This is a genomic window from Pseudoalteromonas sp. ATL1, from assembly GCF_058933015.1.
Map to the genome: position 1 here is coordinate 2,837,707 of NZ_JBZYXL010000001.1, position 16,126 is coordinate 2,853,832.

The 16,126-nt window shown below is 43.6% G+C and carries 13 protein-coding genes; 6 read left to right on the forward strand and 7 right to left on the reverse strand.

Going from position 1 to position 16,126, the window contains the following annotated elements; all coding sequences use genetic code 11:
• Positions 1-153 precede the first annotated feature (153 nt).
• Complete coding sequence (locus AC5FX4_RS12665; protein ID WP_493606739.1) at positions 154-612, forward strand: GNAT family N-acetyltransferase; 459 nt, start codon at positions 154-156, stop codon at positions 610-612.
• Here the strand turns inward: AC5FX4_RS12665 and AC5FX4_RS12670 are convergent.
• From AC5FX4_RS12670 to AC5FX4_RS12685, 4 genes are all read right to left on the reverse strand, one after another.
• Entirely contained in the window at positions 596-1,024 is a 429-nt protein-coding gene (locus AC5FX4_RS12670) for a DUF4826 family protein (protein WP_493606740.1), read from the reverse strand. The genes AC5FX4_RS12665 and AC5FX4_RS12670 overlap by 17 nt on opposite strands.
• Positions 1,025-1,155: 131 nt before the next feature.
• Positions 1,156-2,385 (reverse strand): lipoprotein-releasing ABC transporter permease subunit, encoded by a 1,230-nt coding sequence (locus AC5FX4_RS12675; protein WP_493606741.1) that lies wholly within the window; start codon positions 2,383-2,385, stop codon positions 1,156-1,158.
• Positions 2,378-3,067: a lipoprotein-releasing ABC transporter ATP-binding protein LolD gene (gene lolD / locus AC5FX4_RS12680; RefSeq protein WP_493606742.1), complete on the reverse strand. Its 690-nt coding sequence runs from the start codon at positions 3,065-3,067 to the stop codon at positions 2,378-2,380. The genes AC5FX4_RS12675 and lolD overlap by 8 nt, the downstream gene beginning before the upstream one ends.
• On the reverse strand, positions 3,060-4,271 hold the full coding sequence (locus AC5FX4_RS12685) for a lipoprotein-releasing ABC transporter permease subunit (protein ID WP_493606743.1): 1,212 nt from the start codon (positions 4,269-4,271) through the stop codon (positions 3,060-3,062). The genes lolD and AC5FX4_RS12685 overlap by 8 nt, the downstream gene beginning before the upstream one ends.
• A gap of 157 nt (positions 4,272-4,428) precedes the next feature.
• On the opposite strand from AC5FX4_RS12685, the gene AC5FX4_RS12690 reads away from it, so the two are divergent.
• Positions 4,429-6,123, forward strand: coding sequence for a SulP family inorganic anion transporter (locus tag AC5FX4_RS12690; protein WP_493606744.1), 1,695 nt, complete (start codon positions 4,429-4,431; stop codon positions 6,121-6,123).
• Here AC5FX4_RS12690 and AC5FX4_RS12695 read toward each other — a convergent pair.
• Positions 6,062-6,943: a LysR family transcriptional regulator gene (locus tag AC5FX4_RS12695; protein ID WP_493606745.1), complete on the reverse strand. Its 882-nt coding sequence runs from the start codon at positions 6,941-6,943 to the stop codon at positions 6,062-6,064. The two genes, AC5FX4_RS12690 and AC5FX4_RS12695, sit on opposite strands and share 62 nt — an antisense overlap.
• 95 nt (positions 6,944-7,038) lie before the next feature.
• Between AC5FX4_RS12695 and AC5FX4_RS12700 the strand changes: the two genes are divergently transcribed.
• The 4 genes from AC5FX4_RS12700 (at position 7,039) to AC5FX4_RS12715 (ending at position 11,811) form a co-directional block, all read left to right on the forward strand.
• Positions 7,039-8,163, forward strand: a complete 1,125-nt coding sequence (locus tag AC5FX4_RS12700) for an S-(hydroxymethyl)glutathione dehydrogenase/class III alcohol dehydrogenase (protein ID WP_493606746.1) — start codon at positions 7,039-7,041, stop codon at positions 8,161-8,163.
• A gap of 9 nt (positions 8,164-8,172) precedes the next feature.
• Entirely contained in the window at positions 8,173-9,012 is an 840-nt protein-coding gene (gene fghA / locus AC5FX4_RS12705; RefSeq protein ID WP_493606747.1) for an S-formylglutathione hydrolase, read from the forward strand.
• A 184-nt stretch (positions 9,013-9,196) separates the two neighbouring features.
• Positions 9,197-11,092: a DUF294 nucleotidyltransferase-like domain-containing protein gene (locus AC5FX4_RS12710; RefSeq protein ID WP_493606748.1), complete on the forward strand. Its 1,896-nt coding sequence runs from the start codon at positions 9,197-9,199 to the stop codon at positions 11,090-11,092.
• A gap of 17 nt (positions 11,093-11,109) precedes the next feature.
• On the forward strand, positions 11,110-11,811 hold the full coding sequence (locus AC5FX4_RS12715; protein WP_493606749.1) for a 3'-5' exonuclease: 702 nt from the start codon (positions 11,110-11,112) through the stop codon (positions 11,809-11,811).
• Positions 11,812-11,908: 97 nt separating this feature from the next.
• Here the strand turns inward: AC5FX4_RS12715 and AC5FX4_RS12720 are convergent, their stop codons facing one another.
• Together AC5FX4_RS12720 and AC5FX4_RS12725 are read right to left on the reverse strand one after the other, a co-directional pair.
• Positions 11,909-13,489 (reverse strand): BCCT family transporter, encoded by a 1,581-nt coding sequence (locus tag AC5FX4_RS12720; protein WP_493606750.1) that lies wholly within the window; start codon positions 13,487-13,489, stop codon positions 11,909-11,911.
• Between the two features lie 648 nt (positions 13,490-14,137).
• On the reverse strand, positions 14,138-16,036 hold the full coding sequence (locus tag AC5FX4_RS12725) for a beta-ketoacyl synthase (protein ID WP_493606751.1): 1,899 nt from the start codon (positions 16,034-16,036) through the stop codon (positions 14,138-14,140).
• Positions 16,037-16,126 lie beyond the last annotated feature (90 nt).

The window sequence follows — 16,126 nt, forward strand, 5'->3', positions numbered from 1 at the left end:
ATCAAGGCAACTCAAGCAATGACCGTTGCCAAGTTTATTTAGGTTTTGATTTAATGCTGGGACAGTTTAGCCCAGCAAATAAATTAATGCAAAATAGGCACTTAATTACTTGGTAACCTGCGCAAATACTTTTATGTATTAAGTGGAGGAATCATGAGTTACCACGTTGACAAGGTCAGTTGGCTTCAGAGAAAAGCACAATTAAAACAGATCCGTGAACGCGTATTTGTTTATGAGCTTCATATTCCAAAGGAAGTTGAGTTTGACTCTCTAGATTCATTATCTGAGCACGTCATAATTCTCAATGAAGATAATGAAGCGGTTGGCACAGGACGTTTGACACCTGATGGTTTAATTAGCCGAATTGCCGTAGTTAGAGCCCACCGAAATCGAGATGCCTATAGCTCCCTTCTAAATCACTTAGTCTCAATAGCCAATGAAAAAGGCTTGGAAAACATTTATGTAAACTGCATTTTGGATGAAGTACCTAACTTCGTTGAAAGTGGCTTTTGTAAACAAGGGTGTGTATTTATGGAGGCAGGGATCCCAAGACAAAAACTCAGGTGCCCCATCACCTCATTCAAAACGGAGCCTTTTACGATGCTTCATTGACCCATAGTTCATCGTTATCGGCTATTTCGTATAAGCCGTGCGCTCTATTTACGAGTAAATTTGCAAACTTGACCTGAGTTTCATCTTTTGCGCCCGCTGACATAATACTGTCGGCTTTCATTTGCCATTGGTATGAGAAGCTTTTCATCGCTTCTCGTGCCGTTTTTGCAGCACTCGCTTCCATGTGATCTGTCGGAAGGCGTCCGGTTAATACCCAGTAAGTCTTACCTGTTTGGGTCTTTATTTTCCATACGGCACACAATGGGGCTAAAAAGCGACTTTCTTTATCAAACACGCTTGCGGGAATAATCCCTTTTTCAGCTAAATGCTTTTGCGCAGCTTGAAAACAATCTCGTTGCCATTGTTTTTCCAATTCTGCTTTTTGTTCTTCTGTTATTTGTTGTTCACTCATGCTTTTACTTCTTATTTAAGCTTGTTGTTTCGATAATGTAAGTGTTTGGCCAAAGGCTTGCAACCTTTTGCAATGAAACGGTCATGATACTACCGGACTACATCGCCCAAATTACAATAGTCGTCAATGTTCTAGTTATTGCCAAGCACTTGAGCTGGCTCAGTTTTCGTTGCTTGCCAAGCCGGATAAACGCTTGCTAACACCGCTAATACCAGCGTAACGGCGAGCGTGATTAATATATCTGACCACACTAATTTTGAAGGTAGAAACTCTACAAAATAGACGTCTGCTAACGGGTTATTGCCTCGTTCGGCAAAAACTGCATTAAATAAGTCTGGCAAATTGATTGCCAATAACACGCCAACTAACGTGCCTATGAAGGCCCCGATTGCAGCATAGGTAATACCTTGAAGCGCGAAAGTGGCAAATATTGTGCTGTCTTTCGCACCCATCGTTTTTAGAATTGCGATATTAGCCTGCTTGTCTTTCACTTCCATAACCATTGACGACACAATATTAAAACTAGCCACAGCGATAATTAAAAACACCACTAAAAACACAATGGTTCTCACCATCTGAATATCTTGGTAAAGGCTTCCTTGGCTTCTAAACCAACTGCTCACATAAACTAAATCGGGTAAAGTTTGTCCTGCACTCATCGCAATGGCATGCGCGTTAAAGATGTCGTTTACCTTAGCTCTTAAGCCAGTTACGTCAGAGCGCGTTAAACCTAAAGCATCTTGGAGTGCACTCATATGAGTAAGCGTGAGCGTTTCATCGACAGGTCCGCCCATATCAATCACGCCAACAAGTTCTAAGGACAAACGCTTTGGCGCAGACAAAGGTTGTTCTGAATGCTGATTAGCTATCAGTAGCGTCACTTTGTCACCAACTTCAACGTTAAGCGCTTTGGCTATTTTTTTACCTAATACAACTTCATTTTCTTGAAGCTGGGTAATACTTTTTCCATTAATAAAACGGCCGACGCTCGACACTTTTTGATGTAGATGGGGTAAAACGCCTTTTAACTGAGTCGCCTTTAGCTTGCCTTTAAACTGTACCATTGCCGTCAGATTGATCTCAGGCGTGGCTGCAATGATATTGGAATGCGCTTCTAACGTTTTCACTTTTTCATCCCAGTTGACGATAGGCTCATGCGGCGCTTGATAGCTAACGTGGGGAACGACCGACAACAAACGTTCTTCCAGCTGTTGTTCAAAGCCATTAATCACCGACAGTGCGACAATTAACACCGTCACCCCAAGCATAACCCCCAATGTTGACGCTTTGCTCAACAGACTTACAATACCTGTACGCTTTTTTGCTTGCCTAAAACGCTTACTTAAAAAAGCACTAAGCATGGGCAGCCTCAGCAATCACGCCATCGTCTAACATCACTGTGCGACCTAATTTTGAAGCAAGTTCCATATCGTGTGTCACTACAACAAAACTGGTATTCAATTGCTCATTTAATTCTGCGAGCAGGTCATAAATGCGATTAGCATTGTGCTTGTCGAGATTTCCTGTCGGTTCATCGGCAAGAACAAGCGCGGGTTTGGTAACTAACGCTCTCGCAATCGCGACTCTTTGTCTTTCACCACCCGATAGCTCTGACGGCTTATGTGATGCCCTGTGCGCAAGACCTACTCGTTCTAACATAGCCAAAGCTTGTGGTTCGGCTTGCTTAGCACTTAGTCCTCTGATCAGAAGCGGCATGGCAACATTTTCTAAGGCGGTAAACTCCATAAGCAAATGGTGAAACTGATAAATGAACCCCATATTTTGGTTCCTAAACTCAGCTTGCTTAGCGCGAGATAGCTTGCCTACTTCAACGCCTTTGATTTCAACAAGGCCATTAGATGCTTTATCCAAAGTACCTAAAATATGTAACAATGTACTTTTACCTGAGCCTGAACTGCCCACTATTGCCAGCATTTCACCTTGCTTAACGGCTAAGTTTACACCCTTTAATACCTCAACTTGAGATTTTCCATCTTGGTAAGATTTTCCAAGATCTCGACAATCAATTACTAAATCACTCATACCTCAATACCTCAGCAGGTAAAACACTTGCGGCTTTTTTGGCCGGATACAGAGTCGCAGCAAAACTCATCACGATACTAACAAATGCCATAATAATAATACTGGTTTGTGAAAACACCACAGGCAGCTGCATGCCACCTAGGAGAGATAATCCAACCATCGCTAAAATTTCATTAATATTGTCAGCCACAACAAGACCTAGCACGACACCAATGAGCGTACCAACTAGACCATTGTAGAGCCCCTGTACCATAAATACTTTAGCTATCATCGAGGGTTTAAAACCCAACGTTTGTAATATTGCGACTTCACCTTGCTTTTCTCTCACCATCATAGAAAGCGCCGATAAAATATTAAACACGGCCACGATAACGATTAAACCGAGCAATACAGACATAATACGTTTTTCCATTGCTACAGCTGAAAACAATGCGCCCTGCTGAGATTGCCAATCATCCACATCAAACTGGGATCTCAAAGTGTGGTTATGGGTATAAAAGTCTTCTAGAGCAAATGCATCGTGAAGCGTAATGCTAATATCTAATTCATTAATGTTATTTCGGCGCATAAGTCGAGATAAGCTTTTGCCATCTGCAAAGGCTAAGGTTGTATCGGCTTCACTATTGGAATCATAAATTGCCGCTACCTCAAATAGTCGCTGGGCAGGTACCCGTCCAAGAGGCGTATAACTTGACACATCAGGCATGATAACGCGAATTTTATCACCAACGCCGGCGCCCAATTTACTCGCTAAATAGCGGCTAATCATCAACTGATATTTGCCCTGAGCGAATCGTTTTGCGCTGCCAACATAGAGATGTTGTTCGACTGGGCTTGTAAAACCATCAAAGACCCCTTGTAATCGCACCCCAACCAACTCTTTATTGGTTTGTAAGATCACGTCTGACGTCAAATAAGGCTGAACCCGTTTAATTTGCTCGATGTCTCGTAAGGATTTGAGCACATCTTGCGTGTTGGTTTTCGAATCGGCTTTATGCTTTAACTGTACATGTGGGATCAAATCAAGCATGGCTGTTTTTAAAGATTGCTCAAACCCATTCATTACCGAACTTACGGTGATCAAAGACATCAATCCAAGCGCAATACCCGCGATAGAAAAGAAAGAAATAAACGAAATAAATGCATTGCCCTTTGCGGCTTTTGCATACCTCAAGCCCACATACAAGCTAACCGGCTGAAACATAGTAAATTTTTAGTCATACTTAATGCTGATTCTGGGCATACTAACACAGATTGCGCAGCCTTGGGTACGCCACAATTTGTAAAAAAATATTGATAATCTAATAGTTAAACTTACATTTTGGTGTAGAATGCGGCAAATCTCGCGGCATGGAAGTTTTATGTTGTCTTTATCTCGATTTAAGCACATGAATTTTAAGGGCGATTTGTTTGGAGGTGTAACCACTGCGATTATATCTCTTCCGCTTGCTCTTGCCTTTGGTGTGGCTTCTGGCGCTGGTGCCGAAGCTGGCATGTGGGGCGCAATTCTCGTTGGTCTTTTCGCTGCTTTATTTGGCGGCTCTACTTCTCTGATTTCTGAACCTACAGGTCCGATGACGGTTATTATGACCGCAATTCTGACCACTATGATGGCTAAATACCCCGAAACAGGCATGGCAATGGCGTTCACTGTTGTGATGATGGCCGGCGCATTTCAAATTCTGCTCGGGACACTAAAGCTTGGTAAATACGTCACACTGATGCCATACAGTGTAATTTCAGGCTTTATGTCAGGGATAGGTGTAATCCTAATCATTTTGCAAATTGCACCTCTTCTAGGACACAAAGCCCCAGCAGGCGGCGTAATTGGGACACTCGGTGCACTACCCGACTTGCTCATGAACTTGCATTTTTCAGAGCTGTTTCTTGGTATTCTAACACTCGGTATCCTGTTCTATTTACCTGAAAAGTATCGCCAATATGTGCCTGCACAACTTGTTGCGCTAGTCGCTATTACACTGCTTTCTATCGTATTGTTTGATACCGACAGTATCCGCAGGATTGGTGAAATCCCCAGTGGCTTGCCTGATATTGTTTGGCCCACTTTTGGTGCTGAAGTATTTACCGAGATGGTCATCGACGCTTTAATCCTCGGCACACTCGGTTGTATCGATACCTTACTTACCGCCGTGATTGGTGACAGCTTAACCCGAACCGAGCACGACTCGGATAAAGAACTCAGAGGCCAAGGGATCGCAAACATGATTTCCGGCTTATTTGGTGCACTACCAGGCGCGGGAGCTACGATGGGTACGGTTGTGAATATTCAAGTGGGTGCACGTTCGCCTGCAGCGGGTATCATTCGAGCGCTGATACTTATGGCCGTTGTATTTGTCGCAGGCAGCTTAACAGAGCCAATCCCAATGGCGGTGCTTGCTGGTATCGCGGTTTATGTTGGCTTCAATATTTTGGACTGGAGCTTCATTCAGCGCGCGCACAAACTTAGTCTAATGCAAATGGCGATTATGTACGGCGTAATGCTACTTACCGTATTCGTTGATTTAATGGTTGCGGTAGGACTGGGTGTGTTCATTTCAAACATTATCGTTATTGAGCGCTTAAGTCGCGTTCAAGCTGAGCATGTAAAAGCCATCAGCGATAGTGACGATGACGTGCCAATGACTGATGAAGAGCGTCATTTGTTTGAACAGGCAAAAGGTCAGCTGCTTTACTTCTATTTATCTGGCCCAATGATCTTCAGTGTGTCTAAAGCTATCGCACGTCAGCACCGGGACATAGCTAAATATAAAGCCATGGTCCTTGATTTAAGTGATGTTGCGATGTTGGATGTGACTGTGAGCTTAGCGCTTGAAAATGCCATTATCGATGCCCTAGATGCAAACTGTGAGGTGTTCATCTATTCACCAAACAAAGAGACCAGTGAGCAACTGCACCGCTTTAACATCAAAGAGCGCCTTGGCATCAATGCATTTTGTCAAAGCAGAGAACAAGCGCTTAACCTTGCTTTAGAGTCTATGCAACCGTCAGATCAAACTGATAGGCCAAGTGGTCTAATAGCAGGCGCAAACTCGTAGGTACATATTGTCTGGGCGGATAAAGCGCCCAGACTCCTTCCCGCTCAGGCCTAAACTTTGGCAGAACTTCAACTAAAAGCCCTTCGTCTAGCGCTTCTTGCACATAATAATGAGGCAGTTGCACTAAACCTAACCCTTTAATCGCCGCATTTAATAATGCCCAACCGCTATTACACGTTAGGTTGCCATGTACACTGATATTACGCTCAACCGATTCACGCTTGAAACGCCAAGTTCTGCTGTTACCAATCAAGCAATTATGCTGTGATAACTCACCTAAAGTGTGTGGTTGGCCAAATTTTTCAATATAAGAAGGAGCAGCGCAAACCAGCGTATTTCGCCACGTTAATCTTCGTGCCTTCAACGTTGAATCTTTGAGGTTACCCAAACGAATTGCGACATCAATGCCCATCGATACAATGTCTAGTTGCTCGTTTGATAACAACATCTCAACGGTTACTTTTGGATACAGTGCCATAAAGTCATGCACCAAGGGCATGATGTAATGCTCCCCATACATGACCGGCGCGGTTAATTTTAATACACCAGAGGGCTGCTGATCTCTTTGCCGAAGTGCAAGTGTGGCATCATCATACGCATGCTGTAGATGTTGAGCATGCGTTAAAAATACCTGTCCTTCTTGCGTTAATGTGAGTGTGCGTGTGGTGCGAGTGAGTAGCTGGTGATCTAGCTGACTCTCAAGCTCTTTCACTCGCCTACTCACCTGCGCAACTGAGGTATTCAAGCGCTTTGCTGCCAATGTAAATGAGCCAAGTGTCGCAACCGCCACAAACTCATCAATACCCGTCCATCTATCCATTATTACAAATACGTAAAAGTGTTTTATAAAAAGCAATATTATCAAATATAGTTATGTAATTATACTTGTGGGACTTTATTTCAAAGGAAATCGTTATGTCTGAATTTATTAAATCAAAAGCCGCAATCGCATGGGGTCCTGGACAGCCACTTAGCATCGAAGAAGTCGATGTAATGATGCCAAAAGCAGGTGAAGTACTGGTAAAAATCACCGCAACGGGTGTTTGTCATACCGATGCATTCACCCTTTCAGGCGATGATCCTGAAGGTGTTTTTCCGGCAATTCTGGGGCATGAAGGCGCCGGTATCGTTGAAGCAGTTGGCGAAGGTGTCACGAGTGTCTGCGTTGGTGATCATGTTATTCCACTATACACACCAGAGTGTGGCGAATGTAAATTCTGTACTTCTGGCAAAACCAATCTGTGCCAGAAAATTCGCGAAACTCAAGGTAAAGGTTTAATGCCAGACGGCACAACGCGTTTTTATAAAGATGGCCAACCAATTTATCACTATATGGGTACTTCTACTTTTTCTGAGTACACTGTTTTACCCGAAATTTCATTAGCTAAAGTAAACCCTGAAGCACCGTTAGAAGAAATTTGCCTGCTCGGTTGTGGCGTAACCACCGGTATGGGCGCGGTTATGAACACAGCTAAAGTGCAACAAGGCGATACCGTAGCAATCTTTGGTTTAGGTGGCATAGGCTTGTCGGCAATCATTGGCGCAACAATGGCTGGTGCAAAACGCATCATCGGCATTGATATCAATGAAGATAAATTTTCGCTTGCTACCAAGTTAGGTGCGACCGATGTCATTAACCCAAAAAATTTCGACAAACCGATTCAAGAAGTGATTGTTGAGATGACTGATGGTGGCGTTGACTTTTCGTTCGAATGTATCGGTAACGTCGATGTGATGCGCTCTGCACTTGAGTGTTGTCATAAAGGTTGGGGGGAATCTGTGATTATTGGTGTCGCTGGCGCAGGCCAAGAGATCTCAACACGTCCATTCCAGCTCGTGACAGGTCGAGTTTGGCGTGGTAGCGCTTTTGGCGGTGTTAAAGGCCGTTCAGAGCTGCCTGAAATTGTCGACCGTTACATGGCGGGTGAATTCAAGCTAGATGATTTTATTACGCATACTATGCCACTTGAAGACATCAATGACGCATTTGACCTGATGCATCAAGGCAAAAGTATTCGTTCTGTGGTTCACTACAAATAAGGGTTAGTTATGGAACTTATCGCCAGCAACAAAGTTGTTGGCGGTTGGCACAAACGCTACAAACATGCCAGCCGTACAACACACTGTGATATGACCTTCGCTATCTTTTTACCTGAGGTGGTTAATTCTGGGCAAAGCGTCCCCGTTCTGTATTGGTTATCAGGCTTAACTTGCACTGATGAAAACTTCATGCAAAAAGCTGGTGCGTTTAAAGCGGCAAACGAACTAGGTATTGCCATTGTCGCACCGGATACCAGCCCACGCGGTGAAAACGTACCTGATGATGAGCAAGGCGCGTACGATTTTGGACTAGGAGCCGGGTTTTATCTCAACGCCAGCCAAGCCCCTTTTGATAAACACTACAATATGTACGATTACATTGTCGACGAATTGCCCGAGCTCGTGCAAACCCATTTCCCGGTCACAAGTCAAAAAGCAATCAGTGGCCATTCAATGGGTGGGCACGGCGCGTTAATCATTGGTCTTAAGAATAGCGCGCAATATTCAAGTATTTCGGCATTTAGCCCTATTGTTCACCCAGAACAATGCCCTTGGGGAATAAAAGCATTTACAAAATATCTTGGAAAAGACCAAGCACAATGGCAACAGTACGATGCAACAAAGTTGATGCTAAACAAAGCATATGCACAAATTTGTCCGATATTGATCGATCAAGGTAATGCAGACAACTTCTTAGACGAACAGTTACAACCTTGGCATTTTCAAAAAGCCGCGGAGCAGTGCAACTACCCCCTTACACTGAATATGCGTGATGGGTATGACCACAGTTACTTTTTCATCAGTAGCTTTATTGATGAACATCTGCGCTTTCACGCCGCACATTTTTAGCCCCAGCAGCGGGTGAGTAACTCACTCGCTTATTTGTGTCATATTTGCGCTGTTACAACGCTCAACAAGCGCGGTTATCCCTCATTTTTTGCGCCCCCCGCCGCCACACAAGGTACTTGTCGTTGCAAATTGACGTCAACTCTCCCACAATAAAGTGAATTATCTTTATAAATCAAGGCATCTAATGGAAGTCGAACATCAGGAAATCGCCAATTTTTTAGAAGCTTATCCACCATTTTCCGATTTACCACCCCATGCTTTGAACAAACTAGCGAGTAGCGTTGAAGTTAGCTATTACCGAGCTGACAGCGAAATTTTCGAATATGGCCAACAAATCACACACCTTTATGTGATCCGCTCTGGTGCTGTTGAGCTTTTGCGCCGCTCTGGCGAACTTTATCATCGCATCTCGACGGGCGGCATTTTTGGCCACCGAGGCCTGTTGATGAATCGCAAGGTACGCTTTGGTGCTAACACCCTTGAAGACACGCTAGTTTATTGTATTCCCGTCGATACTTTCGATGAATATTGTAACGACTTCGAGTTTTTTGCTGATTATTTCGAAGCAGACGACAATGCCAGGCTGAAAATGACCGTCTCTGAACAGCAAGACAGCAACGACATGACGACCGCTAAAGTAACAAAACTCATATTGCGAGATGTCGTTTATGTGGAGCGCGGTGCGACAGTACAACAAGCGGCACAGGTCATGGCAAAAGAGCAAGTTTCCTCATTGCTGATCTACGATCCCGCTAAGCCTGTGATGGAAGATCCCGAAGAAGATGATGCCCAAGTCGTTGGCTTAATTAGCGACCGAGATCTACGCAGCAAAGTGGTTGCACAAGGTCTTCCTTACGATACCTTGGTTGCAGACATTATGACGACCGATGTGGTGATCATTGATTCTAACGCATACGTTTTTGAAGCTATGATGCTCATGCTTCGTGATAACGTACATCACCTGCCTATTGTGCATAAGCGTAAGCCCATTGGTATGCTCTCGTTATCTGATATTTTGCGTTATGAATCACAGAGCAGTCTACTGTTTGTGCAGGGTCTTATGGAGCAACAGAGCGTTGAAGATCTGGCGGCATACTCAAGACAGCTAGATACTATTTTCACCCGCATGGTCAATGAAGATGCCAACTCACATATGGTTGGCTCCGCAATGTCTAGCATAGGAAAAACGTTCAAGCACAAGTTACTTGAACTTGCTGAGGCAAAGTTTGGTCCTCCGCCCATACCCTATTGTTTTATCGCGCTAGGTTCAATGGCGCGCGACGAACAACTGATCGTGACCGATCAAGATAATGCGCTCATACTGGACAACCGTTTTCAACCAAGCGAACACGGTCAGTATTTTGAACAGCTCGCTAAATTCGTTTGTGATGGACTTGCCAATTGTGGCTACAAATATTGCGATGGTGGCATTATGGCGAGTAATCCTGTGTGGCGACTCACATTTGATCAATGGCAAAAGCAATTTGCACAATGGATAGAAAATCCCAACCCTGAGGCACTATTAAACAGTTCTATCTTCTTTGATTTAGAAGGCGTATGGGGTGAAATAAAATGGGCAGAAAAACTGACCGCATTCATCAGCAAAAAAGCACAAAATACACCGAACTTCCTCGCTGCTATGGCGCACAACGCGCTAAGAAGAACACCGCCATTAGGCTTTTTCAATGGCTTTGTGCTCGAACAAGATGGTGAACACAAACGCTCGATGAACATAAAACGTCGTGGTACGGCACCTTTATCTGATCTCGTGAGGGTTCATGCGCTGGCAGTGGGCTCGCGTAAACAAAACTCATTTGAAAGACTAGAAGACATCAACGAGGCAAATATATTACCCAAAGGCAAAGTACAAGATTTACAAGCAGCCCTTGAATACATTGCGATCATGCGCATCAAACATCAATCATGGCAGATTGAACAAGGTGAAAAACCAGATAATAGCTTACCACCGGAAACGCTCTCCGAGTTTGAACAACGAAACCTAAAAGAAGCGTTTGGTGTACTCGATAAAGCACAGAGCTTTTTGAAGTTTAGATACCAAAACAAATCGAAAATGAAATAAATCAAGGTCGCTAAAACATGCAAGGTCAAATCATATCATGGCAAAGTCGTTTCAAACGCTTAGCGCAAGTAAGCAAAGATACTCGTCTACAAAAATTTTACCAACAAGGTGTACCCGACCCTTTTGGCACACTTGGAGACAGTGAGTTTGTTGCTCTTGATTTTGAAACCACAGGTTTGGATCCCACAAAAGATGATATTGTGAGCATTGGCATTGTGCCATTTAACCTAAAGCGGATTTACTGTGCGCAGGCAAAACATTGGTTAGTCAAACCCAATTGCACACTTGCCGAAGAGTCTGTGGTGCTGCACCGGATAACACATTCTCAAATAGAACAAGCGCCTGACTTAACGAATGTTTTAGACGGCATATTAGAGGCAATAAAGGGCAAAATGATCGTCGTACACTATCAATTTGTGGAAAAAACATTCTTTTATGCTGCTTTAATGGCACGACTTGGAGAAGGTATCGAATTTCCGGTCATAGATACGATGGCCATAGAAAAAACTGCAATCAACCAACATAGAACGTGGCTCGATAGACTAACAAGAAAGCCTTTTCCCTCAATACGATTAGCCGATTGCAGAAAGCGTTACGGACTTCCCTATTATCAACCTCACCACGCTTTGTCCGACGCGCTCGCCACAGCAGAATTGTTTCAGGCACAATCGCAATATTGTTTGTCACCTACACAGATGATTAAAGATGTGTGGGGCTAATACATGGCTTTTGTTTAATCTCGACCAAGGTTTGACTATAAAAAAGGTGAAACCTATGCTTCACCTTTTTACTCTGTTTAATCGTAACAAGGTTTAACTAGTAACCATTTTTTGGCTCAGTTCTTAGGCCTAATATCAAACTCACGCACATTAACAACAATACAAAAGTAAATGGCAGTCCAGTTGAAATAGCACCCGCTTGCAGCGCTTCTATTGCTTCTTTGCCGCCAATCCAAAGTAATGCAGCGGCAATCGCCCCTTCCAAACTGGCCCAGAAAATACGCTGAGGTACCGGCGCGTCAATTTTCCCACCTGCAGTAATACTATCAATAACCAGTGAACCAGAGTCTGAAGACGTAATAAAAAATACGAGAATCAAAACAACCGCTATCATCGAAAGTACGCCGCCCATTGGCAGGTTTTCAAACATTTGGAACATTGCAAGTGGCACTTTAGTCAAGCCATCAGCGCCCAAGGCACCAATACCATTTTGTACTTGATCAATTGCAATACCACCGTATATCGACATCCAAACAACAGTCACAAGCGTAGGGATAAGTAATACCGCCACGATGAATTCGCGAATAGTTCGCCCTTCAGACACACGCGCAATAAACATACCTACAAATGGTGACCATGAGATCCACCAAGCCCAGTAGAATACTGTCCAACCTTGAAACCATGCTTCATCATCGCGCCCATGAGGGTTGCTCAATGGAATAATATTTTCTACGTACGCCATCACAGTGGTAGGTATGTTGCCCATTGCAACGGCAAACCCAACCATACAAACAAACAGTAAAAGTACAAAAGCAATGATCATATTGATGTTACTCAGGACCTTAACGCCGCCGTCAATGCCGCGTACAACAGAGATAATGGCTAAGGCAGTCACACCCACAATCACACCTATTTGCAACGTAAGCCCCGATTCAAAACCAAATACATGTTCGATACCTGCACCAGCTTGTTGCGCACCTAATCCCAGTGATGTTGCAAGACCAAATAAGGTCGCTAACACTGCAAGAATATCAATAATATGACCAGGCCAGCCCCACGCGCGATCACCTAAAATCGGGTAAAAAATGGATCGAATTGATAAAGGTAAGCCTTTGTTGTAAGCAAAAAATGCAAGCGATAACGCAACTACCGCGTATATCGCCCATGGATGCAAGCCCCAATGGTACATGGTCGCCCCCATTGCAAGTTTTGCGGCTTCTGGTGTATTGGCTGTTACATTCAGCGGTGTTTCATACCAACCTGTGTAGTAGGCAACAGGCTCTGCTACCCCCCAAAACATTAAGCCAATCCCCATGCCCGCAGCAAACAACATGGCGAGCCATGACACTCTTGAGTAACTCGGTTTCGCGTCTACGCCTCCTAGGCGGATTTTACCATATGGCGACAGCACCAAAACGATACAAAACACAACAAACAAATTGCCTGACCACATGAACAAAGCGTCAAAGGTGCCAATAATATCCCACTTAATGCCATCCAGCGTGGCTTTTGCGACCTCTGGATCAACCAGCAATACAGCGACTAAAAACGCCAAAATTAAACCGGCACTAACGCCAAAAACTGGGTTATGTACATCAAACCCCCATTTTTGCACATTGTCTTGTCCAACCGTGTAATCGGTATTATCGATACTATATTTATCGTGGTGATTGCCCATGATACCCTCTTTTTTCATCGTTATACGAGATCAAGTTACTCCATCTTAGAACCACATATTGCTACCAAAGAGCAATGCTATTCGAATCTAGGGTCTTGATAAAAAGCAGTAAGTAGCCAACTGAGAACCTGTCTAATGCAGAATTTTCCTAGTACACAAAGTACATTGCATTCGTCATTTACTTTTAAGTCGTCGGTTCGAGTTATAAGTGATAAAACAGTTTAAAAGCTGTTCCAATGCGCTCATTGCAATCTTTAGATCCGCACAAACGGATAGATAGCAATGTGATATGAGGTGGGTTTATGTTAGTTACAGCGACACCATTGTGCCTGTGTAATGTAATTAAGATAAACCAACCAAATCGTTTACATATCAACGTACTTTTGTTGTTTGGTAGACCAACGCAACAATACTCAGGCCATTACTTACAGCCCTTTTAGTGTAGGGGTTCATAGCAAAAAGTAAATGAGTAAGGCGTTTTAAGCCTTAAAAACGTAACCTTTCGGGTAAAAAACAAGCATTAACAGGGGGCGATCGCTCATTTTTCTAGTAGATAGCCGTAATTTGATTATATGTTCAACTCTCAAAATACAAAAAAGGCGCTCTTCCTGAGCGCCCTGCTTTGCTTAACAATTCTCTATTTTGACTCTAACTCAGGTCGCCATACTGATTATTACCAGTGAGGCTAATCGATTGCTCAAATCCAGGGATCGTCAATTTATCTTTTTCAACAACTAGTTTTGATTCATCAATCAAACCGTCGCCAAATCGATAAATCAATTCGTATTGACCAAGATCTGCAGCTTGTTGATACTCTGTTTGCTTGTCTTTCGTCGCTGCTAACTTGGCTTCGTAAGCCCCAAAAACGTCATTGCCATAGCGCTTTTCGAGTAAACGCATGGTTTGCTTTGGCGAAAACACGGTTGCAGTTGCATTGTTACCGCCAAACCCTTTAGAGTTAATAAAAGCAACATCCATATCATCACACTCATAGTGATAATTACGAATATCTAAATGTTCGCTATAAACATCATCCGCGACTCTATCAATAGTGGTGATCCCCGGCATGATGTTGTGACTGAATACACCTAAAGCCATCGCAAGTTGGTCGCCACTAGCAGGGGCAATTGTATGGCCCACAAACGCTTTAGGTGCAACAACTTTCCAACCATTAATTGAAAATGCTTCTGCCACTTTATGGTAAATAAGTGATTCTGTTACACGGTTCTGAGGTGTACTTGACCCATGCGCTAAGATAAAGCTACGTTTTTGCAGTGCTTCACTCCCAACAATTTGCTCGGCAAGTGCCACAGATTTTGCCATGGTAATGTAATTACCCGGTCCAGGCGCTGTGATAGATTTTTTAATTCCATCCGCATTTACAAACACATCAATAACCGAGCCCATGATATCTGCACCCAGCTCTAGTGCTAATGCGTCATCCATTAAGATTGCAACTTGCGCACCTTCACCGATGGTAAACCCACAGTTTTCACCAAAGGGTCGACTAGTGCGACGGTGATCCACTTGCTCGGTATTATCAAGCTTTTTTAGCCCTTCTTCATTGGCCAGCGCGCCCATAGTGCCAAAACCTTCAATAATTTCTGGCGTCAGAGCACACTCAACACTTGCTACAATCGCAACGCGTGTACGACCCGCTTGAATGTCATTCACGGCTGCGCGTAAGTTGTACAAAAACGTGGCACAAGCGCCTGTAGTGGTAAATGTTGTACCTACGCTGCCAGTCACATAGGCGTTGATAAAATCGGTAGACATGGTATTCAAGCCAAGCGCCAGTTGTTTGGTACTGACGCGCTCACCTTTCATGCGAGCACGAATTAAACCACCAAAGCCTTCATCTTGCATTTGCCCTGCAATTGACGCTGAATAGGTACCAATTTGATCAGGTCGAACGCTGTTCATCACGGCTGTCCAATCTAAACCCGTGGATTTAACCGCATCAGTTGCCGAAAAAATGGTGGCCTGTAAACCGCGTGACTGATAACGACTGTTGTACATATTTGCAGGTTCAAAGCCCGTCGGGAATTGCCCAGCGGCTTTGATGATGTTGTCACGGTAACTGTCGTGCTTTACCTCTAACTGATCAGGCACAGTCACAGATACCGTCTTTTTATCTATTTCAGTCACAACCCAGCGAGATGGCACTGGATTAGGTAAATCTTTTAATTTGCAGGTGAACTGTAATCCACCTTCATCTTTCGCTTTAATCGTTAGTTTTTGCTGCCAATGAGTTGCATCAACGTCAAAATGGTTATTTTCAATCTTACGGATCAGCGTACCCGCTTTTATTTGATCGCCAAGTTTTGTTTCTATTTCATCGACAATAATTGTCGAGCCATCTTGCTGTATCAGTTCACCATTTTCGAATTTAACCAAATTCATTAAGGTGGCTAAACCTAAGTACGTTTCCTGCCTTTGTTTTTGCGTTAACTTGTCTAACACAATACGGCGAAAGCCTTGGTGAAATGAAGTGCGCCCGGCGGCGTTAATACCACCCATGCCAACAATTACAGGTAATGCGGTCATCTTTAGTCAGTCTATAAAAACATTAATAAAACAGATTTTAAATTGAACCCAATAAAAAAATAATACAATATACGCCACTAAACATTTAAT

Coding starts and splice junctions, on each gene's coding strand:
- AC5FX4_RS12665 (WP_493606739.1), top strand. CDS start 154: ATGAGTTACCACGTTGACAAGGTCAGTTGGCTTCAGAGAAAAGCACAA.
- AC5FX4_RS12695 (WP_493606745.1), bottom strand. CDS start 6,943: ATGGATAGATGGACGGGTATTGATGAGTTTGTGGCGGTTGCGACACTT.
- AC5FX4_RS12710 (WP_493606748.1), top strand. CDS start 9,197: ATGGAAGTCGAACATCAGGAAATCGCCAATTTTTTAGAAGCTTATCCA.
- AC5FX4_RS12725 (WP_493606751.1), bottom strand. CDS start 16,036: ATGACCGCATTACCTGTAATTGTTGGCATGGGTGGTATTAACGCCGCC.
- AC5FX4_RS12685 (WP_493606743.1), bottom strand. CDS start 4,271: ATGTTTCAGCCGGTTAGCTTGTATGTGGGCTTGAGGTATGCAAAAGCC.
- AC5FX4_RS12715 (WP_493606749.1), top strand. CDS start 11,110: ATGCAAGGTCAAATCATATCATGGCAAAGTCGTTTCAAACGCTTAGCG.
- fghA (WP_493606747.1), top strand. CDS start 8,173: ATGGAACTTATCGCCAGCAACAAAGTTGTTGGCGGTTGGCACAAACGC.
- lolD (WP_493606742.1), bottom strand. CDS start 3,067: ATGAGTGATTTAGTAATTGATTGTCGAGATCTTGGAAAATCTTACCAA.
- AC5FX4_RS12690 (WP_493606744.1), top strand. CDS start 4,429: ATGTTGTCTTTATCTCGATTTAAGCACATGAATTTTAAGGGCGATTTG.
- AC5FX4_RS12720 (WP_493606750.1), bottom strand. CDS start 13,489: ATGGGCAATCACCACGATAAATATAGTATCGATAATACCGATTACACG.
- AC5FX4_RS12700 (WP_493606746.1), top strand. CDS start 7,039: ATGTCTGAATTTATTAAATCAAAAGCCGCAATCGCATGGGGTCCTGGA.
- AC5FX4_RS12670 (WP_493606740.1), bottom strand. CDS start 1,024: ATGAGTGAACAACAAATAACAGAAGAACAAAAAGCAGAATTGGAAAAA.
- AC5FX4_RS12675 (WP_493606741.1), bottom strand. CDS start 2,385: ATGCTTAGTGCTTTTTTAAGTAAGCGTTTTAGGCAAGCAAAAAAGCGT.